Source organism: Streptomyces sp. NBC_01089 (genome assembly GCF_045162975.1).
GTDB lineage: Bacteria > Actinomycetota > Actinomycetes > Streptomycetales > Streptomycetaceae > Streptomyces.
On record NZ_CP108660.1, the window covers coordinates 4708425 to 4730910 of the forward strand.

Here is a 22486-nt window from a genome sequence, read left to right on the forward strand (position 1 = left end):
GGGAAGTGAACCCATGAGATCAACCGGCGAGACGACACAGCCGTCGTCTCACCCGCTCCGCCGGCGCACCGTGCTGGCGGGCCTCGGGGCCGGCGCCGCGGCCGCACTGGCAGGCGGCTGCGCACGCGGCGACAGCACGGCCGCGATGCGGGGCACGACATCGCTGGCAAACGACAACCCGACCTGGGACGCGGGGTATGTCGCTGCCGGACGCGAGCTGAAGAAGCTGACCGGGTACGCACTGCGCCCGCTCTCGAACCCCAACCCCACCGCCTACACGCAGGTCACGCAGATCTCGCTGCAGACCACCAAGGCGACGGACCTCATCAAATGGCAGTCGGGATACGACCTCAAGCAGCTCGCACGTACGGGCAGCCTCAGTGACCTGACGCACGTATGGGACGCGTACGAGCGGAAGGGCTGGGTGACCAGGACCCTCCGTGACACGATGTCCTACCGGGGCGCCGTGTACGGGATACCCCTCTACCAGTCGTACTACGTGCTGTTCTACAACACGGAGGTATTCGACAGGCACGGACTCCGCGCCCCGGACACCTGGGACGAGCTGCTCCACAACGCGGAAGTGCTCAAGAAGGCAGGCGTCATACCGTTCGTCGCCACGCAGAACGGCAACTGGCCGGCGTACGAATGGTTCGAGGAGCTCATCAGCAAGGTGGACCCGGTCTTCTACGCCGATCTGATCGCGGGCCGGGCCCGCTACACCGATCCGCAGGCGCACAAGGCCATGCAGATCTGGCAGGAGTTCATGAAGAAGGGCTGGATGACCCCGGCCGACTTCGACCAGAACAACGGGCCCGCCGCACTGAAGACCGGCAAGGTCGGCATGTTCCTGCACGGCTCCTGGCAGTCTCAGGGGCTGGCCGCCGCCGGAATGAAACCGGGCAAGGGGTTCGACGCCTTCGTCCTGCCTCCCGTCGACGCCTCGACCAAGCGGTCCGTGGTCACCGAGGCCGGTGTTCTCGCCGTACCGGAGAAGGCCGTGTCGCACGACGCCGCCATGGCGAACGCCGCTCACTGGCTGGCCCCCTCGGTCCAGCGCGTGTGGACCGATTTCCTCCAGGACGGCTCGGCCAACCCGAAGGCGGTCACCGGCAATCCGGTACTCGCCCGTCTCAAGGCGCGGGCCGTGCGCGAGCACTGGACCGAGCTCCCCCGGTACGGACAGTCCGGGCCGCCCAATCTCATTCAGGGCAACACTGACGACCTTGGAGCCTTCATGACGCAGGGCATGTCACCCGAGGCCACGCTGCGCAGCATGGCGAGCCGGGCGGCCAAGGAGTGGGCCGCCTGGAACAAGGACGAGTCATGACATCGGCACTCGACCGGCGCCCCACGGCGGCCGGTTCCCCCGCGCCCGGCGTCCCGCCGTCCGTCACCGGCCGCACAACCCCGCGCAGGCTGAAGGACCGGCTGGCCGGGGCAGGATTCCTGGCACCCGCCGTCCTGCTCGTCGCCGCTCTGCTGCTCGCCCCGTTCGCGGTGACGCTGTACCGCGGCTTCTTCAGCGACGGACGGATCTCCGGTTTCACCTGGTTCACCAACTACGGGCTCTTCCTCACCGACCCGGTCCTCGCGAAGTCCGTCGAGAACACCCTGATGTGGGTGGTGGGCACGGTCGCCCTGCCACTGGTTCTGGGCCTGGGCATCGCGGTCATGACCAACGGCTCCGGGTGGTCCCGGGTGGCGCGGCTGCTCGTGGTCCTGCCGTACGCCATATCCGGTTCCGCGGTGGCCGTCGTGTGGAACTTCATCCTCACCACGGACGGCGCAGCCAACCAGGCGCTCCGGGCGCTCGGCCTGGGATCGTTCGCCCAGGGCTGGCTGCTCGAATGGCCGGGCAACACACTGGTCATGATCGTCGCCAACACGTGGCAGTCGACCGGCGTGGCCGTCATCCTCTTCCTGGTCGGTCTGCAGACCATCCCCCCGGAAACCCTGGAGGCCGCGTCCCTGGACGGAGCCGACGGGTGGCGCAAGTTCTGGTACGTCGTCCTGCCCCAGCTGAGGACGGTCTCCGTGATCGTCGTCGGCAGCAGCCTGGTCAACGGACTGAAGTCGTTCGACCTGATCTGGGTGCTCACGCAGGGCGGCCCCGGCCGCAATTCCGAGACACTCGCGGTCTCGATGTACCAGGAGACGTTCCTCGCCCTGCGTCCGGGCGCCGGCGCGGCCGTCGCGGTCGTCCTCACCGTCATCGTGCTGCTGGCCTCCTGGCTCTATCTGCGACGCCAGCTGACCCCGAAAGGCGCCTGACCATGTCCACCCGCCGCATCTCCGCCGGCACCGCCGTCCGCAACACCGTCCTGGTGGTCGTCTCCCTCCTCTGGGCCGTGCCGACCTGGCTGCTGCTCGTCAACGCACTGGTGCCGGCCGCCGAGTACGGCGGCAGCCCGCACTGGTGGCCGCACGGGGGCTTCGGGCTCTTCGGCAACATGTCCCAGGCCTGGACCCGGGCCAGGCTGGGACCCGCCATGGGCAACAGTCTGATGTACGCGGTGACCAGTGCGGCCGCGGCGATCGTGGTGGCCACCACCGCCGCTTTCGCGACCGTGATCATGCCAGTGAAGCGCAAGACCCTGTGGTTCTGGCTGATCTACTCGGGCACCCTGCTGCCGCTCCAGGTCTTCCTGCGGCCGCTGTTCCTCGCGTACGCGAACACCGGCCTCTACGACGCGCAGATCGGGCTGTTCCTCGTGTACGTCGCGGTAGCGATCCCGTTCGCGTACTTCATCATGCGCAACTTCGCGCAGACGCTCCCCGGCGAGGTGATCGAGGCGGCACGGCTGGACGGCGCGTCCTGGTGGCGGATCTTCTGGCAGATCCACGTACCGCTCTCCCGGTCGGCGATGGTCGCAGCGTTCGTCTTCCAGTTCGTCGCCGTCTGGAACGACCTGCTCTTCGGGATCACCCTCTCCACCAGCCGGAACATCCGCCCGGTGATGGCCGCGCTCGCCGAGCTCCAGGGCAACTACTCCAGTGTCGGCCCCCCGGTCGTCCTCGGCGGCGCGCTGCTGGTCTCCCTGCCGACCGTCGTCCTGTTCTTCTCCGCCCAGCGTTTCTTCGTCAGCAGCCTCAAGCTCGGCTGACCCTCCGCGGCGACAGCCCGCCACCGGCCCCGCCCCGCGGTCATCGGCCGCTCCCCCGAAAGGCACCCCACGGTGAAGATCCCCGTCCGCACCGCCCTTGTCCTGGCCGCCGCCCCGGTCCTCTGCTCCGCTCTGTGCCCCGCGCCGGCTCTCGCCGCCGCGAAACCGGCCCCGGACCCGTGGACCGGCCGCGCCGAGGCCACGTACGGCTCACTCCAGAAGCACTTGTACCAGGGCCCGGAGAACCACGGCCTCTACCAGGAGAAGACCCCGCAACAGACCACGGACAACGCCCACTCCTTTCTCTGGCCGATGCGCGAAGCCGCGGCGGCCACGGTCGACATGGCCGGCCTGCCCAAGGCCGGAACCGCCTACAGGGCGGACGCGGCCGAGCGCTTCGCCACCCTGGAGCGCTACTTCGAACCCCGTGACGGCCGGCCCGGCTACGACTCGTACCTGCCGGCGCCGCTCGGACAGGGCGGCGACGTCTTCTACGACGACAATTCCGTCGTCGGGCTGTCGCTGCTGGACCAGTACCGTTCCACCGGGGACACCACCTACCTCGGCCGGGCGGAGCAGACCTTCGACATCGTCAGCCGCGGCTGGGACGACGACGCGTCCAAGACCTGCCCCGGGGGCATGGACTGGGTCGACTCTCCCAGCAACACCACGCGCGCCGCGAACGTGACAGGTCTCGCAGCGGAGCTGGCCGCGAGGCTCTACCAGGTGAAGCACGAGAGCCGCTACCTGAAGAGCGCACAGAAGTGGTATGCGTGGAACCGGACCTGCCTGCGCCAGAGCCCGGGGCTCTACCGGAACAGCCGCGGTGACGACGGTACGGTCGACACCACCTTGTGGACCTACAACTCCGGGGCCATGGTCGGCACCGCCACCACGCTGTACCTGGCGACCGGCGACCACTCGTACCTGAAACGCGCGGTGGCGGACGCCGACGCGTCCCTCGCGTACTGGAAGCAGGGCGACCGGCTGCACGACCAGCCGGCGATCTTCAACGCCATCTACTTCGACAACCTCCGGATCCTGAACGGCGTACGCCCCGACCCGGCCTACCGGCAGGTGGAGAGCGCCTACGCGGAACGTACCTGGAAGGAGAACCGGGACCCGTCGGACGGACTCTTCCGGTTCCAGCCGTCGGGCGGCGGTGACTACGACGCGTCCGCGCCCGCCGAGACCCTCGAACAGTCCGCGATGGTCCAGATCTTCGCCGGCCTCGCCACCGACCGCTCCTGAGCAATCACCCCCGGACGTCCGGGCCCCACGCTCCACCACCGACCGCTGAAACGCACCGAACCGGCACCACGCCAGAGCGGAGACCCCTCTCCATGCCCCGCCCCCAGCTCTCCCGCCCCTCCTGGTGGGACTCCGACATCGCCCGCGACATCCTGCGCGACCGTGGGGTGAGCGCCACCGGCGTCCTCGGTAAACACGCCGTCCGGTTGTCCTGCGAGCCGCTGCTGCGCCATGACGGCGACGGCGGTCTGCTCCAGTCCGTACGGGTGGGCACCGACCGCCCTCTCACGCGGGCCCGTGTCACCACCCTGTCCGGCACCGCTGTGCGATGCGACTTGATACCCGGCCCTGGGGGCGACGTCCGGCTTCTGGTACCGGAGGTGGACTCACCGGTCCAGCTCCTGGTCGAGCTGCCCGAGATCGCGGAGGGCGAGCAGATCGAGGTGCGGCTGACCCCGCAACGGCACTGGACGCTGCATCTGGTGCAGCACGCCCACCTCGACATCGGCTACACGGACCCGCAGGGCACCGTTCTCGCCGAGGGCCGCAAGTATCTCGACTCCCTCCTCGAACTGTGCCGTGCGACGGACGACCGGCCCGACGCGTCCATGTTCCGCTGGGCCGTCGAGGGCTTCTTCAGCTTCGAGAACTGGTCGGCGAACCGTCCGCCGGAGCAGGTCGCGCGGTTCCTGGAGCGGGTACGCGAAGGCCGCATCGAACTCACCGCGATGCCGTTCAACCTGCACACGGAGACGTGCTCCACCGATGAGCTGCACGAACTACTGCGCCCCATAAGGGAGTTCCGCGAGCAGCACGGCATCGACATCACCACCGCGATGCAGACGGATGTCCCGGGGCAGGTCGTCGGGCTGCCCGACGTCCTCGCGGACAGCGGCATCCGCTATCTCTCGGTGGCCCACAACTGGGCCGGCCGTGCGGTGCCGCACCATGTCGGCGGCGGGGCGCTCCCCCGGCTGTTCCGCTGGAAGGCACCGAGCGGCCGCAGTGTGCTGGTCTGGCGCACCGACACTCCGCACGGACTGGCGTACATGGAGGGGTCGATCCTCGGGTTCGACGAGTCCTTCGACCGGGTCGACGACCTCCTGCCGCACTATCTCTCGGCGCTGGCCACACGGCAGTATCCGCACGAAGGCCGCGGCATCCCCGGGTTCCCGGTCCTGGACGAGGAGTTCAAGGGCGACCCCTACCCGTGGGACATCCTGCACCTGCGGGTGCTGGGCAAGTTCGCGGACAATGGTCCGCCGCGCCGCGTGATCGCGGACACCGTACGCCGGTGGAACGAGGAGTGGGCCTTCCCCGTCCTGCGCACCTCACGCAACGAGGATTTCTTCCTCGACGCAGAGGCGCGTCTCGGCGACCGGCTGGAGACCTTCGAGGGTGACTGGAGCGACTGGTGGGTGGACGGTGTGGGGGCCGGCGCCGTCCCGCTGGCCGCCACGCGCGACGGCCAGGCGGCGCTGGCCGACGCTCAGACGGTGGCCGGGCACGCGGAGATACTCGGAGCAGCGGGCAGCTCGCAGATCACCACGTCCGCCCCCGGGGTCTACCGGGCGGCATCGCTGTTCAACGAACACACCTGGGGCGGCGGCGACCCCTGGACGCACGGCGACCACGGTCATGCGTCCGGGGAGCGGCAGTGGCACTGGAAGTACGCGCAGGCGCTCCGTGCCCACGACGACGCGAAGACACTCCTCGACGGCGCCGGCGCGACACTCGGCACCCGGCTCTCGCCCCGCGAGGGCACACGGGCCGGCTTCTATGTGACCAACACCTGCAGCTGGCAGCGTTCGGAGACCGTACGGCTGTTCCTCCCGGAGAGCACGGCCCCGCTGGAGGACCGGGTCCGGGTGCTCGACGGGCGCGACGGCGCGCCCCTGCAGCACACCGAGGAGGCTCAGAGCAACGAGCTGCACCGGGCCGCCGGCCGTTTCCTGCTGTTCCGGCTCCAGGACGTGCCCGCCCACGGTGCGGTCCGTGTGGACATCGTCCCGGCCGAGAGCGCTCCACCGCCCCCAACAGCCGTAGAGGGACCGGCCGTTCTGGAGAATGAGTTCCTGCGGGTGACCGTCGACCTGCGTTCTGCCTGGATCAGCTCGGTCACGGACAAGCGGACCGGCCGGGAGCTGGTGCGGCAGGACGCGACGGTCGGCCTCAACGGCTATGTGTACGACGAGTACGCCACAGCGGGTGGCTTCAACCACCAGTCGAGCAAGACCACGGCGACCGATTCGATGCATCTCCTCGCCTCGCGCACCTCGGCCCCGGCGGCCGCGCTGGTGGACCGCTTCGATGACGCGACCGGCCAGACGCTCGTCTACGCATGCGCACCGGCCGGCACCGAGCAGCTGTGTGTACGCGTCCACCTTCCGCACGGCCAGGCCCGTATCGATCTCGAGAACCGGATCGTCAAGCGGGCGACCCTGACCAAGGAGAGTGCGTTCTTCGCCTTCCCCTTCGCCATGCGGAACCCGGTCGTGCGCATGGAGGCGACCGGTGGCATGACGGGAACCGGCCTGCCGGTCGTGCCGGGCTCGGCTCGGCACATGCGCGCGGTCCGGCGCTGGGTGAGCTTCGAGGAGGGGGCCACGGCCGCCGCCGTTGCCACCCAGGACGCCCCGCTGGTGCAGGTCGGCGGGATCGCGATTCCCTATGCGCCCTACCCGCAGTCGCTGGCCCAGGAGGAGCCCGGCACCCTCTTCTCGTGGGCGCACAACAACATCTGGGACACCAACTTCCCTTCGGAGCAGGCCTTCGACCACGTCTTCCGGTACAGCGTGGCCGTAGCACCCACCTCGGAGTGCGGGGGCCCTGAGCTGGGCATGCGAACGGCGGCCGCGGGGAGCCGCCCGCTGCTCGCCGTCCGCGCCATGGGTGAGGCGGCCGAGCAGCCGGAGGCGTCGTACGGGCTGCTGAGCATCGGCGATCCGCGGATCAGGACCGTGGGTCTCACGGTTCCGGCCCCCGGCCGGGTGCTGGTCCGCCTCCAGTCGTACGCCCAGGAGCCGGTCGCCTGCCGGATCACCCCGGGCTTCCCGGTCGCCGAGACGGTGGCCGCCGACTACCTCGGCGCCCCGGGCGTGCGCCTGGAGCCGGATGCTGACGGCTCGACGACGGTTGCCGTCCCGGCACTGGGGACCACGGCAGTGCTGCTTCGCCTCTGAGGACCAGCAAGTGGCCGGGGGCCGGATCGCCGAGCAGCGGTCCGGCGGCACCCCCGGTGTTGATGCCGACGTCCCTGGGCGTCGGCTTGCCCCACGCTGGTTGGGCCGGCTGTCGCAAACACGGTCCCCGCGCTTAGCTTGAGTTTTAACCTCAGGCCGGCTTGCCCGCCCTGTCTCCGCGGGATCCGCTGCCGGTTCCGTCCGGGTCAGGCAGATGACGAGAGGTTCTGTAACGGCATGTGACCATGGGGCTGTCCTGCAGGTGTTCCGTAACCTCTTCTTCCCGGGCCCGAGGTGTGTGCGGCTCCGGGCGGGTTCCGCTGGAGCGAGGAGCCGAGCGAAGTTCACAACTCAGGTTGAGGCTTGCCGGGCAGTTCCGCGACAAGGTCGCGGACGTACGCCTCATCCGTAGCGGGGATCGAGAAGACCACCCGGAAGTAGAGCGGCGCAACGATCCGATCCAGAACCTGCTCCAGGGACGGGGGCGCGTCGCCGCGCTCCCGCGCCGCGTCGAGGACAGGGCGGAAGCGCTCGCTGACCCTGCGCAGGCATTCACGTAGCCCGTCGTGGCGCTCGTCGACGTCGGGCGCGACCTCGGCGCGAAAGAACGCGATGCCACCGGGCCGGGAGAGCTCCGTCAGTGTCCAGAGCGCCTGGTTCTCCAGGTCGGTGCGCAGGTCGCCGGCGAGCGGGGGTGCGCCAGCGTCGCTGCGGTGCTTGGCGACGTCGGCCAGGAGTGCGGCGAGCGTACCCCAGCGCCGGTAGAGGGTGCTGGAGTTGACCCCCGCGCGCTGGGCCACGGCGGGGAGGGTCACCTGGTCGGCGCCGAACTCGCCCACCAGCGCGACCGCGGCGCTGTGCACGGCAGCACGGACGTGGGTGCTGCGGCCGCCGGGCCGTTTCGTCGATGCGTCAGCGTTCACCCCTCCACCTTAAAGCAAAGAGTTGTGCCTTAGTGGGCAGGGGGCTTACGGTCACACTAAAGCGGAGATCGCCGCTTTAGTGTTGTGAAGGGAATGCCATGTCCACCAACGAAGCCCCCCTCGCCCTCGGGCGCACCTTCCACCAGGCCCTTGTCTCGGGTGACTGGGACGGCATCCGGGCCCTGCTGCACGACGACGCCACCTGGACCCTGCCCGGCGACAACACCATCTCCGGCACAGCCGAGGGCGCCGACGCGGTGGTGGAGCGCGCTCAGCTGATCGCCTCGTACGGCCTCGACTTCGAGCTGCTGCATCTCCTGGTCAGCAGGGAGAACCTGGCGCTCTCCCTGCACAACACGGCGAACCGGGAGGACGCCGTGCTGGACGAATACCTGGCCACGGTCTGCCGGCTCCGCGACGGAAAGATCGCGAGTATCGAGACCTATCTCTCCGACGTGCCCGGGATGAACGCCTTCTTCGTCTGACGACTCCCGGCTTGGGTCCTGACCTTCGACCGGCTCCCCGCTCCATCGCGACCACGCCTCCGCTCTCTTGGCGTCCGCCCTGAGGCGGGCGGGATCGGCGGCGGATACCGCGGAGACGGGGCGGGCAAGCCGGCCTGGGGTTAAAACTCAAGCTCAGCCGGTAAGCAGTCGGGTAGGAGCAGCGGGGCCGGACAGGGCGATCCTGTCCGGCCCCGCTGTCGCCGGGTCAGCCGAAGTCGAGCGTCTGCTGTGCATTGGCCGGGACCGGACGGTGCTGGGGCGGCGGTGCGCCGTCCCTCTGTGCACCTGGCCTGCGACGGACAGGGCCGGCCTCTCACCTTCACCCTGACCGGCGGCAACAGCAACGACTGCACACAGTTCGAACCCGTCATGGATGGCATCCGCATCGCCCGGCCGGGCCCGGGAAGACCCCGGACCGGGCCCGAACGGATAGCCGCCGACAAGGGGTGCTCATCCCGAAAGATCTGCTCCTACCTGCGTAAACGCGGAATCGCCTGCACCATCCCCGAACGCATCGACCAGATCAACGGCAGCCTGGGACGAGGCGAATCACTCAGCCGTCTCGACCGCACCGCCTACCGCCGCCGTAACGTCGTCGAACGCTGCTTCGGCCGCCTCAAACAGAACAGAGCCCTCGCGACCCGCTACGACAAACGAGCCACCCACTACGAGGCCATGGTCACCCTCGCCTGCCTGCAACTCCGCCTTCCATGACCTTGCGGACACCACCTGGGGCGTGTATCGGAAGTACCCGGGGCGCCCCCCGATCTGCAGTTTCGCGACGCAGTGGATCCTTGGGCGGTGTTCTCATCCGACCATGCGGGCGCCGTGTTCTTCGATGTCGATGGCACCCTCGTCCCCGGCACGAGTTCGTCGGTCTTTCTGGCCGGCTTCCTTGGCCATCGGGACGAGTTGGCCAAGGCCGAGGACGCCTACGCCTCCGGCGCCCTGGACAATCGGGAGGTCTCCGAGCTGGATGCCGCGGGCTGGGCGGGGGTTCCCGAAGATCAGGTCTCTGGCTGGCTCGCCGGGCTTCCCTTGGTATCGGGCATCACGGAGATCGTGACCTGGTGTCGACAGAACGGGTTGGTGCCCATACTGGCGACCCTCGCCTGGTCGCCGGTCGGCAGTTACCTGACTGACCGCTTCGGCTTCCATAGGTTCAGCGGCCCTCGGCTGGAGACGACCGACGGCCGGTTCACGGGTCGGGTGGCCTGTCACTTCGACGAGTACGACAAGCGGGATTTCGCTCTCGCGCAGGCGCGAGAGCTGGGGCTGGCTTCCCGCTCGTGCGCGGCCGTCGGGGACAGCCGCTCCGATCTGCCGCTGTTCGCATCCGTCGGATCGAGCGTGGCGTTCAACGCCTCGACAGAAGCGCGCGAGGAGGCGACCGTCACGGTGGACGACGACGACCTGCGGGGCGTGCTTCCGGCCTTGAGCCGCCTGCTCACAGCCACTCGTTGATGGCCGCAATGAGGACGGTCGCCTCGTAGCGGACCGTGAGTTTGTCGTATCTCGTGGCCACGGCACGGTGTCTTTTGAGGCGGTTGATGCCGCATTCGATCGCGTGCCGCGCTTTGTAGTCCTCGGTGTCGAACTTGGGCGGCCGGCCGCCGCGCGAGCCAAGCTTCTTGCGGTTGCGCGCCTGGTCGACTTTGTCCGGGATAGTGCAGCGGATACCGCGTCGGCGCAGGTAGGCACGGTTCTTGCGCGACGCGTACGCCTCGTCGGCACGAACCCGGTCGGGCCGGGTCCGCGGACGAGTCGCCGGTCGGCGCTCCGTGCTTGACGTTCTACAACGACGGCGCCGACCGTATGGCAAGAGCGGGTTCACTACAGCGGTGCGCCCTGGGCAGGATCAGTCCTGGGTGAGAAGGCCGTCGCGGAGCCGGGTGATGATGCGGCTGAGTATGCGTGAGACGTGCATCTGGGACACTCCCAGGCACGCGCCGATCTCGGACTGGGTCATTTCCTGGCCGAAGCGCATCTGCACGATGGCACGCTCGCGCTCGTCCAGGGTCTCCATCAGGGGGGGCCAGCGCGTGGAGGTTCTCGACCAGTTCCATGCCGGGGTCGCAGCTGCCGGTGATATCGGCGTAGGTGCGGCCGGATGCGCTGGGACCGGCGTCGCTGCCTCCCTCAATGGGCAGATCGATAGAGCCGGCGGTGTAGCCGTTGGAGGCAATAAGGCCGTCGGCGACGTCCTCTTCGCTGATTTCGAGGTACGCGGCCAGTTCGGCGACTGTGGCCTCCCGGCCCAGGGTGGTGGCGAATTCCTCCTTGGCCTTGGCGAGGGTGACGCGCAGTTCCTGCAGGCGCCTGGGAACGTGGACGGACCACGTGGTGTCGCGGAAGAATCGCTTGATCTCACCAGCGATGTAGGGGATCGCGAAGGTGGTGAACTCGACTTCGCGGGTGAGCTCGAACCGGTCGATGGCCTTGGTGAGCCCGATCGTGCCGACCTGGACGATGTCTTCCATCTGGCCGCTGCCGCGGTTGCGGTAGCGGTTGGCTGCGAGGTCAGTCTCGTCAACGCAGGTCGTCAACCGAACATAGGCTGCGGGTACTCCAGCCGTAGATCGTTACGGTCGGGGCGTCGGCGGCCGATTCGCATGGCCTGACCCGTCTTACCCGTGTGTGATGGTGCTTCCGAGCCACGGTCTCAGGTCCCGCTGCGCGATCCGCAGTACCTCGCCCGGGGGCAGCTCGTCAGCTCGTTCGACCACAACGAGACCCCAGCCTTTCCGGCGGACCGCGTCAAGCGTCACTGCACGCTCACGCAGCAGGTATTGCACCGCCGAAGACACGTCGGCCACTGGAGGGCTTACCTCGTAGTTGGCGAGTTTCCCGACGTACCAGTCCAACCACTGCTCACCTTCCCTTGTCGCGGCTCGGGACAAGGCAGTTTCAGCGTTCCCATCGAGAAAGAGCATGACCGGCCGGACCGGCGCGAGAGCCTCTGTCAGGTCCGTCATGAAGACGGCGATCGTCTCCTCGTTGTGTCCCATAGCGAGGAGCGTCGGCACGAATGGCATCAACGCGTCTGCGATCACCACGTCGTCGCTGCTCGCCACGGCCTCATCGACGAACTTTGCAGTCGCAGCGATCAACGTCCTCGGCGCGACCGTGCCTGTGGTCTTGAACTCCTGGGCCACCGCAGCGAACTGCGGTCGGGTCAGGATGTCTTCCTCGCGGAAGTGGTCCACCCGCAGCCCTGTTTCTGCCAGCCGTTGGGACAACCCCGCACACAGCGTCGACTTGCCCACGCCGGGAGATGCTCCCCACACCGTGATGAGAACTGTCATGACTGGCGAGCCTAGGGTCGGCAGCCATAGCTGCCAACTCCGCGGCATCCGCGGTCCTCCACGCCGCATACCGTGATCTTCACATGCGAATCGTTCGGTGCCGGTGGTGGCTGGCCCGGGATCGGGCCTGGTGGCGTCGTCGCCAAGAGCACCGCTGACCTGTGCCATGGAGCCAGCTGCCGGGTGACCTTATGGACTCTTCCTGCTGTCGTTCGTTGCTCCTGTTCAGCGGCCCTATCCATGGAACTACCTCACCGGGCACGCCGCTCCCGCCGCAACCGAATTCATCTGCAACAGCGGTGCTCATGATCAAGCGTGGCCTTCAGGGCCGTTCGGCCCGGGTTCGAGAGCACGTTCCCGGATCATCTGCCGCAGGCTCGTGCGGGTCGCTGCCAGGTCTCGCTCAAGCTCCTGGACATGATTGGTCTTCAGCCTTGTCCGGCGGCTCTGGCCCTTGGGTTCACGGGAACCGACGGCCGGTCTTGCTCTGCGGTGTGTCCGGGATCTCCCGGCAGCGGGATGCCTCGGTTCAGCGGATGCGGGCGACGATCAGCTCGCTCCTCGGGGAGAATCGGCCGCCATGTGGAAGAACAGAGCCATGATGCTCACCCTGCTGATGTCAAATGTCGTGCTGCTGACGCTCCTGGTCGCTACCTACATGACGTCCGAGGGTGATGTTGCGATAGGCAAGGCCGCCCCCCGAGACGCGACTGTCAACCTTCCTGAACTCAAGGATGGGGCAATCCTGGCCGCGAATCAGTGGCCGGACGCGTGCTCGTTCGTGGACCAGGAGGAGATCAAGGCGATCCTCCCTGGCGCCAATGACATCAAACAGGAGAGCCGTCCGATCAACGCCTTGTCGATCAAGGAATTTGCTGCGGACTCCTCGTGGAAGAAGAGTGACAGGTCCGAGTCCGGCCAGTGCCTCTACAGCATGCGCCTTCCGGGCGAGACCTACGCCGCTACCCTGTTCTGGTTCCGGATCGAGGCCGTGGCCGACCCCAAGTTGATTGTCAGCTACGTCGATCGTGCCGCGCTGGGAATCAATACCAACCAGGGTGCGGGGGGTGCGGATCGCTGTGCCATCACCGGGCTCCAAGAGGGCAGTTGGAACTGTCGCAAAGGCCCGCTGCTGTTCACCGTAGGCGGGCAGACCACCGTGACTTTCAAGGGCACGCCGGCCCCAGCACCTTTCGTCTGGCGGGACGATGTGCTCCCTGAGTTCGTCCGGACCATCGCCGCGAAGATCAAATAGCTTCCCCAGGAGCGGCAGAAACTACGTTCATCTGCGCGGGCCCGGTGTCGCCGAGCACAAGACCAGTCACCTCTGTGCGGCGATTGGTCGGCCCACGGACGAGGTCGACGGCTGCCGGTCCCGCCCGGCCATCGCCCCGCGCAGGAGGCGTCATCGCCGCCGGGCCGGGTCGCGGGCGGCCTGCCGGCGCCTGCTGCTTGCGAGGGCCTCTTGCGACTGCCAGTGCCGCCGGCCCGAGCCTCCTCGCCTTCGCTCAGACCGCAGGCCGGTCGGGCGACATGAGAAAGCTTCAAGAATCCAGAAGTTCCGTCACCGGACGGAAGAGCGCCCAACGGAGGAAGAAGCCCCTGGCCACAGGGACAAGCTCTCAGCAGACCTCAGAGGAACGTGCGGGATGTCGCACACGAGCCCGGTCCCGGCCGGTAGAGACTCCGCAGCCGCTCTCGCGATCTCCGGGAACGCGCTGGTCATGTCCGTGCCCTTTTTGGACCTGATATATCGGGGCCGGATCGGCTCAGGGGGTGTGCGTCACCGGCCCGGGCTTGACCAGCGTTCTGCGGTCGCCCGACGCCTCTGCCCGCCCGGCCTCATCATCGAGCACCCAGCCTCACAGCTACCCGGCCACTTCCAAGCCGACGACGACGCCCGAAACGAGCTGCTGCGCTGCTTCAACGACACCACGTTGCCCTTGGACGTCCGCGTCGCGGCTGCTCTCGTCCGCCTCTACGCCCTTCCCCTGACCCGCATCGTCGAGTTCACCGAAAATCACATCAGCCGCGACCAGAAGCACACCTACCTGGCAGTCAACCAGCACCCCTTCATGCTCCCGCCGAAACTCGCCCGCCTCATCGACGAACAGCTCCGACACAGCCGGTCCCAGCACGGCACCACGGCCGGACGAAGGTTCCTCTTGCCCGGCCAGAGCCCTGGACGCCCCCGTAACCCCCTCGGCCTCGCCGACACACTGAGACACCACGGCCTGCCAGCCCGCGCAGCTCGGAACACCGCCATGATGGACGCCCTGGTCGACCTACCGCCCATGATCATCGCCGACCTGCTCGGCATCCACCCCAAGACAGCCGAACGCTGGGCCACGTTCGCCGGCGAGAACTGGTCCGAATACTTGTCGTCGCTGACGTGACCGGGTCCGGTGGCTTTGTTCACGGGTTTCGGCGGTGAATTCCGCCGGTCCGATGCCGCGGAAAACTGACCAGGCCGACATCACACGATCGGGACACTCCCCGGGAGCAGGGGCCCGGCGTCAAGATGAGCCGCGATGCGCGCGATGGTCCGAGCGTTGTCCTCGAACAGGTGCGCCTGCATGCCCGCCGCCTGGGCAGCCTCGACGTTGACCGCGACATCGTCGATGAACAGGCAGTTCTCCGGCCGCACGTTCAAGCTGGTACATGCGGCCTCGAAGGCACGCAGGTCGGGCTTCTCGATGCCGATCTCGTGGGAGTAGACGATCTGATCTACCAATTCGTCGAAGTGGTACAGCGTCGTCTCCCGCTCCCGGGCGCCGACGAAGCTGTTGCTCAAGATGCCCAGCCCGCAGCTTCCGCGCAGCCCCCGCACATAGTCGATGAGGTCCTCGTTCGGCGTTCCCAGATACTCCGCCCAGAGGTCAGCCATGAAGGCTTCACTCTGGAGGTCGTCGAGTCCCAAACGGACCGCCACCTGCTCGTGAACCTCTCGCTCGCTGATGCTCCCGACGCTCCCAGCCCGCCACACGTCGCGCATCCGCTCATGGACAGTGCCCAGTGACAGCTCCAGCAGCTCTTCCCATCGTTGCACCCATCCGGTTTCCGGCGTGATCTCCAGCACGCCGCCGATGTCGAGAATGACGCAGGTCGCCGTCACGCGACCTCCCCTCTTCGTCCTTGACCAGCGAGCACAACCGCCCGCTCATGTGATCGACAGAGACACTGTCGGCTCTCCCTCTGGGGCAAGGTCAAGCGCTCTTCGAAGCTTGTGACAGCCCTGTCGCAACCCGCTGACCCGCTGTCGCAAGAAGTGATCGAAGCCAGCCGGGCTCAGGGGCTTGTCACTCAGCGGGCAAATACTGCAACTCTCGAATACCGACACTTCACCAGTGGACGAGGGCGACTACCGAGGCCGTGGTCGGCGGCGTGAGCGGCACTTTGGCCCTCCCGCGCACCGTGCTCCTGGGCAGGTTCGACTCCGGCGGGCGACTGCGGTACGTAGGCCGCACTGCCGTGCTGACCCGGCCGGCTGGCCGAGCGCTGTCCGCTCAACTCACCAAGGCGCATGCCGGCCACCCGTGGACCGGCCGCCGTTTCTCCCCTGGGTGGCACAGCAAGGAGACTCTCCGGGGGCTTGATCCTCAAGGCATGACGAACACAGCACCCGCCGGCGGACACGTCGGCGTCACAGAGATCGGAGAGCTGCTGACGGCTGGGCACTTAACCATCGGTGAGAAAGCCGGTCACCAGCCTTCGCTGCGACAGATCAGACACCCTTGTGACTGAGTGCTTCACTCGGCGACTCTCGCCGAGTGAAGCACTTAGCGTTGGGCACGACTACAGGCCGAGGGCCTGGGCGGCGAGCTCGGTGCCCCGCAGGCGGGCATCGATCTTGGCGAAGGCCGTGTCCCGCGAGGTGGAGGTGTCGTCGGAGAAGGGGGCGAAGCCGGCGTCGTCGCAGGTGCCCAGCTGGTCGACCGGGATGTGGCGGGCGGCCTCCAGGACGCGGTCGCGTACTTCCTCGGGGGTCTCGACCCTGAGGTCGTTCGGGTCGGTGACGCCGACGAACACACGGACCCCGGGAGGCAGTTGTTCGCTGATCGCCTGCAGGGCGCGCTCGCGGTCGGGCTCGCCGGCCAGCTGGAGATAGAAGTTGCCGACCTTGAGCTGGAACAGTTTGGGCAGCAGTTCGGCGTAGTCGACGTCGAGGCTGTGGGTGGAGTTGTGATCGGCTCCGGGGTCGGTGTGTACACCGAGGCGGGCTCGTTCGTCTTCGGTGAACCGGCCCAGGACCTTGTTGTTGAGGGCAACGAGGTCGTCGAGGAGCCCGCCGGACGGGTCGAGCTTCAACGACAGCCGGCCTTCCGTGAAGTCCAGCGCGACGCGGTGCGCGCCCGCATCGAGGCACCCGCGGATCTCGGCCTCGGCCTCGTCGGCGAGGTCACCCAGGAACGCCTCACGGGAGTATCCGTCGATGCCGGCGGCCGGGTAGAGCAGGCTCAGGGCCGAGGGGGCAACCACGGCCTGCTTGATGGGGAGGTCCGTGTGGGTGCGGGCGGTACGGAGGTAGGTCTCGGCCCGGACCTGGTAGCGGAACGGTCCGCCGGTCAGGGCGGGCAGCTGCCGGGTGTGCCCGTCGGCGAAAGGGATGACGACGCCGTTGGCCGCAAGGCCCGCAAGGCCGGTGAGGGGGTAGGTGAGGGAGCTGGGCTTGCCCTGGTCACCGTCGACCAGGACCGGGCTGCCCAGCTTCTCCAGCCGGGCGAGGGCGTCCGCGACAGCCTCGCCCTGGACGCGCGCCAGCTCTGCGTCGCCGAGACGCCCTGCGGCGTGCTCGGTGAACGCCAGCTGCAGCGCGCGTGGACGGGGAAGGCTGCCGATCGGCTCCGTAGGAATGCTCATGATCCGCACCCTAGAAGTCACCGAGGCGCCCCTCAGATCGGGAGTGAAGTCCTCCCGATGGCGGTCGCTCCCGATTCCCAGGGCGTTCGGCGGAACATCATCACAGCTCATGAACCAAGCGGTTCACTCGATCGAGCTTCTGGCGGAGGAGCGCAGGTTGACCTTCCGAAGCCCCATCGCCCATGACAGGTCGCGCTACCTGTCACCATGCCTGCCCGCTCGGACGTTCCCCCCCCGATCCCTCGCGAAGGGGCTGGGGCCGAGATGCGGCCCAAAGCGGGTCCAGTCGCCTCGAAGACGATCAAGTCGGCCGACGAACGCAGCGGGGCCAAGGGTGACCGCCCTGTGTGTGGCGCGGTGTCTTGGAGTCGGTCGTGCGCACGACGGCGGTCGCCCGCTGGAAGCGAGCCCAAAGGGTGGCCGTGGGAGGCTGACCGAACAACGACAAGTTGCCGTCGCTCTGTGGTGCGCTCCCTGGAGCTGATGGGAGACCAACTACATCGCGCCCCAAGGGGTTCTGGACGACGACGCATAAGTGGGACTGCTGGTCGTGTGGTGCCATCAATGCGATCCCTGATGGCTGAGGGCCGCCTCTTCACGGTTTGCTCGATCGCCAGACACCGCTGAAACCGGCCTGCCCTCGGGACATCTGTCGCCAGAGCGGCGGGTGGTGACCGCCGCACGTTCACCTCACCGGTCCGGGACAAGCTGCCGGCTCTACCAGTGGACGGTAAGGCGGCGGGGTGCTGGGCCGGACCGGTCTTTGGAGACCAGGACGTTGACTGCGGCCGGTTCAGTGCGGTCGACGAGGGCCACGGTGTCTGCGTGGTACTCCAGATCTGCTGCGATGCCTAGGTCGTCCAGGTGCAGTTCCTGCCCTTCCCGACGGGGGCGTTCCAGCCGGGCAACGAGCAGAACCGGTGGCTGGCCGAGGCGCTCGCGCATGGCGATCTGCTTTAGCCGGACAGACACGACCTCAACGTGCTCGGGACCGGTGACACGCTGGTAGGAATCGGCGTGCATCGTCTGTAGGCGGTCGATGACGATCAGATCCGCCCGGTCGTTGCGGTTGGCCATGTCCGTAACCTTCGCCTCGATCTCAGCCGCGGTCAGCGGCTGGCCGCGGTGGATAGTCAGTCCCGGCACCGGATTGCGGGGAGTCAGGTCAGGGGCGAACATCACCACGCGCAGTCCGTGTGCTGCGTTGTGAACGGCGATGTCGTATCCGGCCTGGGCTTCGCGGCTGCGCGAGCGGGTTCCGAGGCAGCTGAGATGGCCGATGTCCAGGTTGATGACCTCAGAGGTCGTTAAGTCCGTTTTTGGTAGCGACCTCGTCCGGGTTGGGTGAGGAAGCCTTGGCGGGTGAGGCGTCCGAGGCGGCTGCGGGTGATGTTGACGGATGCCTCGTCGGTGGGCATGCCGAGGAGTTCGTGCAGCTCACGGGCTCGGAACTCTTGGTCGGGGTGCTGGTTGAAGGTGTTCACGATGGCCTGGTAGGCGGTGTTCGTCTCGGGCAGTGCGGGTTGGCCTCCAACCGGTGCGAGTTCGGCGATGACCTTCTGGGTGGTGGCCAGGTCCGTGAGTCGCGCTTCGGTCTCGGCCAGTAAGGCGGTCAAGTGCTGGATCTGGTCGCGCAGTTCACCGGCCCGGGCTGTGGTCTCGTCGTGCTGGGCCTGGAGGTCGGCCAGGAGCTCGATGACGTTCACGCGGCCAGCCCGAGGGTGTCGCGCCAGGCCGGACTCGGTGTGGTGAGGCGGCGGGCCATGTTCGCGATCGAGGCCCAGTAGACGCGCGAGGCGGACGTGTCGGGGCGGTGGTCGTACTCGCGGGCCAGGCGGCGGTGCAGCATCAACGTGCCGTTGACCTGCTCCACGATCCACCTCTTCGGTTGCGGGACGAAGCCTTTGCCCTGGTCGCCCGGGTTGCGGCGGACGACCTCGGCGTCGATGTCCAGCAGGGCACCGTGGATGAGAACCTCGTCCTTGAAGCCCTGGTCCACCAGGACCTTCTCCAGGCGCATCCCGCACCGCTCGGCGGTCTGGTCGAGCAGGGCGGTGCCGGCGGTGTTGTCGTGGGCGGAGGCGGCCAGGACGACGACGCCGATGACCAGCCCCAGCACGTCGACGGCCAGTCCCCGCTTGCGGCCCGACACCTTCTTGTTGGCGTCCAGTCCCGTCGTGGTCTTCGGGACACCCGCGGCCGCGCGGACGGACGTGGGTGTCGAAGATTACGAGGGACGGGTCCTCTAATCGCCGGGCTCTCTCCCGTACCTGGCAGCGCAGGAGTTCCTGGATCCGCTGGTCAAGACCGTCTTCGCGCCACAGGCCGAAGTAGTAGAACACCGCCGACCAGGCTGGCAGGTCATGGGGCAGATAGCGCCACTGACAGCCCGTCCGGTTCTGGTAGAAGATCGCGTTCACGACCTCCCTCAGATCGCAGGTCCCGGGATCGCCGGTCGCCGACCGTGCCGTCCTGTCCTGCTTCCAGGCCGTGATCATCGGCTCGATCAACGCCCAATGCTCATCCGACAAGTCGCTCGGATACGGTCTTCGGTCCATACCCGCATCCCAGCATGCACATGACGAACGGTCGGCCCGTACGGGAACCAGTACCACGATCGAGTGATCACCAACCGGGGAAGATCGGACTTAACGACCTCTGACACAGCGTGGGCTGCCCGAATCCACGGTCATATTGAGCTTGTTGGCGTGCTGGGGGCATGCTCCAGTACCTGTGGCGCTGCTCGCTCCGTCGGCGATGCTCGAGGTGGGGGTACCCGGTCTCGCGGGCGAACGCATCGAGGCTGGACTGCGTGGCCTGCTGTCCGCGTCGCTCGTGGACCTCTTCGAGGTGCCGGCCGGCGTGGGCGGACGACGAGTACGGTGCGTCACCGCGCATGGACTCTTGCTGGAAACAATCGTGGCGGGCGTTCCCGAAGGACAGCGAGCGGAACTGCACGTGGCGGCCTCAGCGCTGGTCAACCGGGCCGTTCTGCAGGGCGGGGACGCGAACACGATGCGTCTGGTGGAGCCGCACCTGCTGGCGCTCCTGGAGAACAGCGCCACCGCCGGCCATGTTCTGGACGCGGCACGCCGGGTGCGAGACACCTACGATGCTGCGGGCCAGTGGGCAGACGCTCTGCCTTTCGCCGCAGAGCTGGTTGAATCCGCTTCCGCTTCCGTTTCGAGAGAGGGAGCAGCAGAGGACTTCGTGACGGTCGCCGACTCAATCGCACTGGGGAAGATCATCCACATGAGTGGGGACTTCGCTGGAGCGGAGCCCGTGCTCAAGAGGGCGCTGGACGCGGCGACGGCACTGGCGGAGAAAGCGCCGCTCCTCCAAGCGGACGCCTGCGTTCAGTTGTCGCTGTGTTACGCGAAGGGCGGGCGGAACGCGGAAGCCATTCAGCTCCTCCATCGGGCCGGCGAGATCAGGCATCGCATCCTTGGGCCGACGCATGCCGACACTGCGGAGGTGTTGCTTACGGAGGTGGACAGCCATTACCTGATGGGCAACTATGGAATTTCACTCCGTGTTGCCCGGCAGTTGATGGATCTCGTACCCAGCCTTCACGGTGAGCGCAGTGGCGTGATCGCCATCACGGCCCCCCTGATCAGTGCGACGGCAATGCGAAAGGCCAAGGAGTCACGGTCTCCGGAAAGTCCATGGCGAACAGTCGGTGCGACCTCAGCGGCAGACGACATCGCATATTTGGAAGCCCAGGAACTTGATTGGAGTCTGGTGTGGGAGCGAGCGCAGGAAGCCCTTGGCGCTCACATCTCCCACTTCGGCCCTGACCACCCTCAGACCGCATCGGCCCGGTATAATCTTGCGCTCGCTGCTTTGGGGGTACGGCGATCAGGAAGTGGCGATTTCCGAGCTCAGGAGAACGGTCGATATCCGGGCGGCGCACTTGGGGGTGGAGCACCCGTGGACCATCATGGTCAACGGGGACTTGGCCCTCTGCCTGGGACTACGGGGCGACACCGAAGAGGCTCCTGCGCTGGCGGAGAAAGCCTACGCTGCTGCACTCCGCATTCTTGGCCCCCAGCATTTCATCACTCGGCGGTGTGCCGCCGCCCGCAAGGTGACCTCCTCGTGAAGTGGTCGGGGAAATGACCTTCTCACTGGATGTGAGCTTAAAGGTCTTGCGGTGGAAGGGCGGCGGTGTGCATGACGGCCCGAACGCCGGCCGAGCAGGCTCTGGCCCGTTCTTACACGACCGGTGATGGGAAAGTCAGATTCGACGTCACTGGGCTTTCGGTCGATCACCGTCCGGATCGAAGTGTGACGTTGACGTACTGGCTCACTGTCGAAAGGCAAGGAATCCCGGACGAACACTGGGAATTCACTCTCCCTTGGGACGACAAGTCCCTTCTGGATGTGCTCACCTCGCCCACCCCGGACCCCGAACGACTTCAGCAACTCGTGCATATCGTTCGTACATTGCTGGAAGAGTGGTGGGACACCAAGGGGTATAACCGCAAGTCGGCGAAGATGGGGCGTCGGCGCCCCTGAGTGACGGTGCCGGCGGGTGTTTTCACCGCCCGCCGGCACCACCCCAAGTTCTGGGCGAGGTCGGCGACAGCGTTCCCGAACTCGCCGAACAAACCCCGGTGTTCCGGCGCCTCAGCGGTCGCTTTCTCCGTATGCCTCGGCGATCTCCTGCGGCGTGGCCCAGCGGCTGTAGGTCGGGGACTGGGGCCAGCCCTCGGGGGAGTCCTGCCACTCTTCCTGGCGTCCGTAGGGCAGGAGGTCGGCCAGGCCGAACAGATAGCTCAGCTGCTCGGTGCCGCGGCCACTGGTGTGCCAGGTGCGGTAGACCGTGCCGTTGCTGTCGCGCAGGAACACGTTGACCGCGAATCCGTCGTTCGGCGGGGCGCCGATATCGCTGCCGAACGTGCTGTCCGACGTCGAGTACCAGGTCATCGTGTTGCCCACCTTGCGCTTGTAGGCGAGCGCCTCGTCGATCGGGCCCTGGGTGACGATCACGAACCGGGCGTCGAACTTCTCCAGGCCCGCGAGCCGGGTGAACTGGGAGGTGAAGCCGGTGCAGCCCGGGCACTGCCACTCGGCGCCCTCATGCCACATGTGGCTGTAGACAATCAGCTGCGGGTGGTCGCCGAACATGTCGACGAGCCGGACGGGACCGTCCTCTCCCCGCAGTACGTAGTCGGGCATCTCCACCATCGGCAGCCGGCGGCGCTGAGCCGCGATGGCGTCGAGCTCGCGGGTGGCGGCCTTCTCCCGAACGCGCAGAGCAGCCAGATCCTTCTCCCAGGTGGCGGCGTCGACGACGGGGGGCAAGGCATTGCTACGGGCGGACATGGTTCCTCCGGACGGTCGGGTGCC

General features: G+C 67.4%; 20 protein-coding genes and 2 pseudogenes. 12 read left to right on the top strand and 10 right to left on the bottom strand.

Translation table 11 applies throughout. The features are described 5' to 3' along the window. The first annotated feature begins 13 nt into the window (after positions 1-13). From OG510_RS21090 to OG510_RS21110, 5 genes are all read left to right on the top strand, one after another. Entirely contained in the window at positions 14-1330 is a 1317-nt protein-coding gene (locus OG510_RS21090) for an ABC transporter substrate-binding protein (RefSeq protein WP_406138725.1), read from the top strand. After that, the gene (locus OG510_RS21095; RefSeq protein WP_406138727.1) at positions 1327-2274 is read left to right on the top strand and encodes a carbohydrate ABC transporter permease; all 948 of its coding nucleotides are present in this window, start codon (positions 1327-1329) and stop codon (positions 2272-2274) included. The genes OG510_RS21090 and OG510_RS21095 overlap by 4 nt, the downstream gene beginning before the upstream one ends. A 2-nt stretch (positions 2275-2276) precedes the next feature. Beyond that, positions 2277-3107: a carbohydrate ABC transporter permease gene (locus tag OG510_RS21100; RefSeq protein WP_406138729.1), complete on the top strand. Its 831-nt coding sequence runs from the start codon at positions 2277-2279 to the stop codon at positions 3105-3107. Positions 3108-3179: 72 nt separating this feature from the next. Beyond that, positions 3180-4358, top strand: coding sequence for a glycoside hydrolase family 76 protein (locus OG510_RS21105; RefSeq protein WP_406138730.1), 1179 nt, complete (start codon positions 3180-3182; stop codon positions 4356-4358). Positions 4359-4450: 92 nt separating this feature from the next. Then, positions 4451-7540 carry an alpha-mannosidase gene (locus OG510_RS21110; protein WP_406138731.1) on the top strand — a complete coding sequence of 1030 codons (3090 nt, stop codon included), beginning with the start codon at positions 4451-4453 and terminating at the stop codon, positions 7538-7540. A gap of 344 nt (positions 7541-7884) precedes the next feature. Here OG510_RS21110 and OG510_RS21115 read toward each other — a convergent pair whose 3' ends face one another. Continuing rightward, entirely contained in the window at positions 7885-8463 is a 579-nt protein-coding gene (locus OG510_RS21115) for a TetR/AcrR family transcriptional regulator (RefSeq protein WP_406138733.1), read from the bottom strand. A gap of 98 nt (positions 8464-8561) precedes the next feature. On the opposite strand from OG510_RS21115, the gene OG510_RS21120 reads away from it, so the two are divergent. The 3 genes from OG510_RS21120 (at position 8562) to OG510_RS21130 (ending at position 10433) form a co-directional block, all read left to right on the top strand. After that, positions 8562-8948 carry a nuclear transport factor 2 family protein gene (locus tag OG510_RS21120; protein WP_406138734.1) on the top strand — a complete coding sequence of 129 codons (387 nt, stop codon included), beginning with the start codon at positions 8562-8564 and terminating at the stop codon, positions 8946-8948. Between the two features lie 249 nt (positions 8949-9197). After that, entirely contained in the window at positions 9198-9683 is a 486-nt protein-coding gene (locus OG510_RS21125; RefSeq protein WP_406138735.1) for an IS5 family transposase, read from the top strand. 87 nt (positions 9684-9770) lie between these two features. After that, the gene (locus OG510_RS21130) at positions 9771-10433 is read left to right on the top strand and encodes an HAD family hydrolase (protein ID WP_406138736.1); all 663 of its coding nucleotides are present in this window, start codon (positions 9771-9773) and stop codon (positions 10431-10433) included. Here OG510_RS21130 and OG510_RS21135 read toward each other — a convergent pair. The 3 genes and pseudogenes from OG510_RS21135 to OG510_RS21145 all read right to left on the bottom strand — a co-directional run bounded on the left by OG510_RS21135 (position 10417) and on the right by OG510_RS21145 (position 12274). Further along, on the bottom strand, positions 10417-10803 hold the full coding sequence (locus OG510_RS21135) for a transposase (protein ID WP_406138737.1): 387 nt from the start codon (positions 10801-10803) through the stop codon (positions 10417-10419). The two genes, OG510_RS21130 and OG510_RS21135, sit on opposite strands and share 17 nt — an antisense overlap. A 24-nt stretch (positions 10804-10827) precedes the next feature. Beyond that, positions 10828-11485 (bottom strand): annotated as a pseudogene (locus OG510_RS21140) (SigB/SigF/SigG family RNA polymerase sigma factor); the annotation flags it as partial. A gap of 111 nt (positions 11486-11596) precedes the next feature. Further along, on the bottom strand, positions 11597-12274 hold the full coding sequence (locus OG510_RS21145) for a hypothetical protein (protein WP_406138738.1): 678 nt from the start codon (positions 12272-12274) through the stop codon (positions 11597-11599). Between the two features lie 598 nt (positions 12275-12872). Between OG510_RS21145 and OG510_RS21150 the strand changes: the two genes are divergently transcribed. Both OG510_RS21150 and OG510_RS21155 read left to right on the top strand, forming a co-directional pair. Then, on the top strand, positions 12873-13529 hold the full coding sequence (locus tag OG510_RS21150) for a hypothetical protein (RefSeq protein ID WP_406138739.1): 657 nt from the start codon (positions 12873-12875) through the stop codon (positions 13527-13529). 469 nt (positions 13530-13998) lie between these two features. Then, positions 13999-14670: a hypothetical protein gene (locus OG510_RS21155; protein WP_406138740.1), complete on the top strand. Its 672-nt coding sequence runs from the start codon at positions 13999-14001 to the stop codon at positions 14668-14670. Between the two features lie 80 nt (positions 14671-14750). Here OG510_RS21155 and OG510_RS21160 read toward each other — a convergent pair whose 3' ends face one another. The 5 genes and pseudogenes from OG510_RS21160 to OG510_RS21180 form a co-directional block, all read right to left on the bottom strand. Beyond that, the gene (locus tag OG510_RS21160; protein ID WP_406138742.1) at positions 14751-15389 is read right to left on the bottom strand and encodes an HAD family hydrolase; all 639 of its coding nucleotides are present in this window, start codon (positions 15387-15389) and stop codon (positions 14751-14753) included. Positions 15390-16069: 680 nt separating this feature from the next. After that, the gene (locus tag OG510_RS21165) at positions 16070-17134 is read right to left on the bottom strand and encodes a cobalamin-independent methionine synthase II family protein (RefSeq protein WP_406138743.1); all 1065 of its coding nucleotides are present in this window, start codon (positions 17132-17134) and stop codon (positions 16070-16072) included. A 717-nt stretch (positions 17135-17851) separates the two neighbouring features. Further along, positions 17852-18313 (bottom strand): DnaB-like helicase C-terminal domain-containing protein, encoded by a 462-nt coding sequence (locus tag OG510_RS21170; RefSeq protein WP_406142470.1) that lies wholly within the window; start codon positions 18311-18313, stop codon positions 17852-17854. A gap of 128 nt (positions 18314-18441) precedes the next feature. Further along, positions 18442-18840: a hypothetical protein gene (locus OG510_RS21175; protein WP_266644789.1), complete on the bottom strand. Its 399-nt coding sequence runs from the start codon at positions 18838-18840 to the stop codon at positions 18442-18444. Then, positions 18837-19692 (bottom strand): annotated as a pseudogene (locus OG510_RS21180) (IS5 family transposase). The gene OG510_RS21175 and the pseudogene OG510_RS21180 overlap by 4 nt, the downstream one beginning before the upstream one ends. Positions 19693-19867: 175 nt before the next feature. On the opposite strand from OG510_RS21180, the gene OG510_RS21185 reads away from it, so the two are divergent. Next, positions 19868-21253: a tetratricopeptide repeat protein gene (locus tag OG510_RS21185; RefSeq protein WP_406138745.1), complete on the top strand. Its 1386-nt coding sequence runs from the start codon at positions 19868-19870 to the stop codon at positions 21251-21253. Positions 21254-21307: 54 nt separating this feature from the next. Further along, on the top strand, positions 21308-21652 hold the full coding sequence (locus tag OG510_RS21190; RefSeq protein ID WP_406138747.1) for a hypothetical protein: 345 nt from the start codon (positions 21308-21310) through the stop codon (positions 21650-21652). 111 nt (positions 21653-21763) lie between these two features. Here the strand turns inward: OG510_RS21190 and OG510_RS21195 are convergent, their stop codons facing one another. Next, entirely contained in the window at positions 21764-22462 is a 699-nt protein-coding gene (locus tag OG510_RS21195) for a DUF899 family protein (protein ID WP_406138749.1), read from the bottom strand. Positions 22463-22486: the final 24 nt, after the last annotated feature.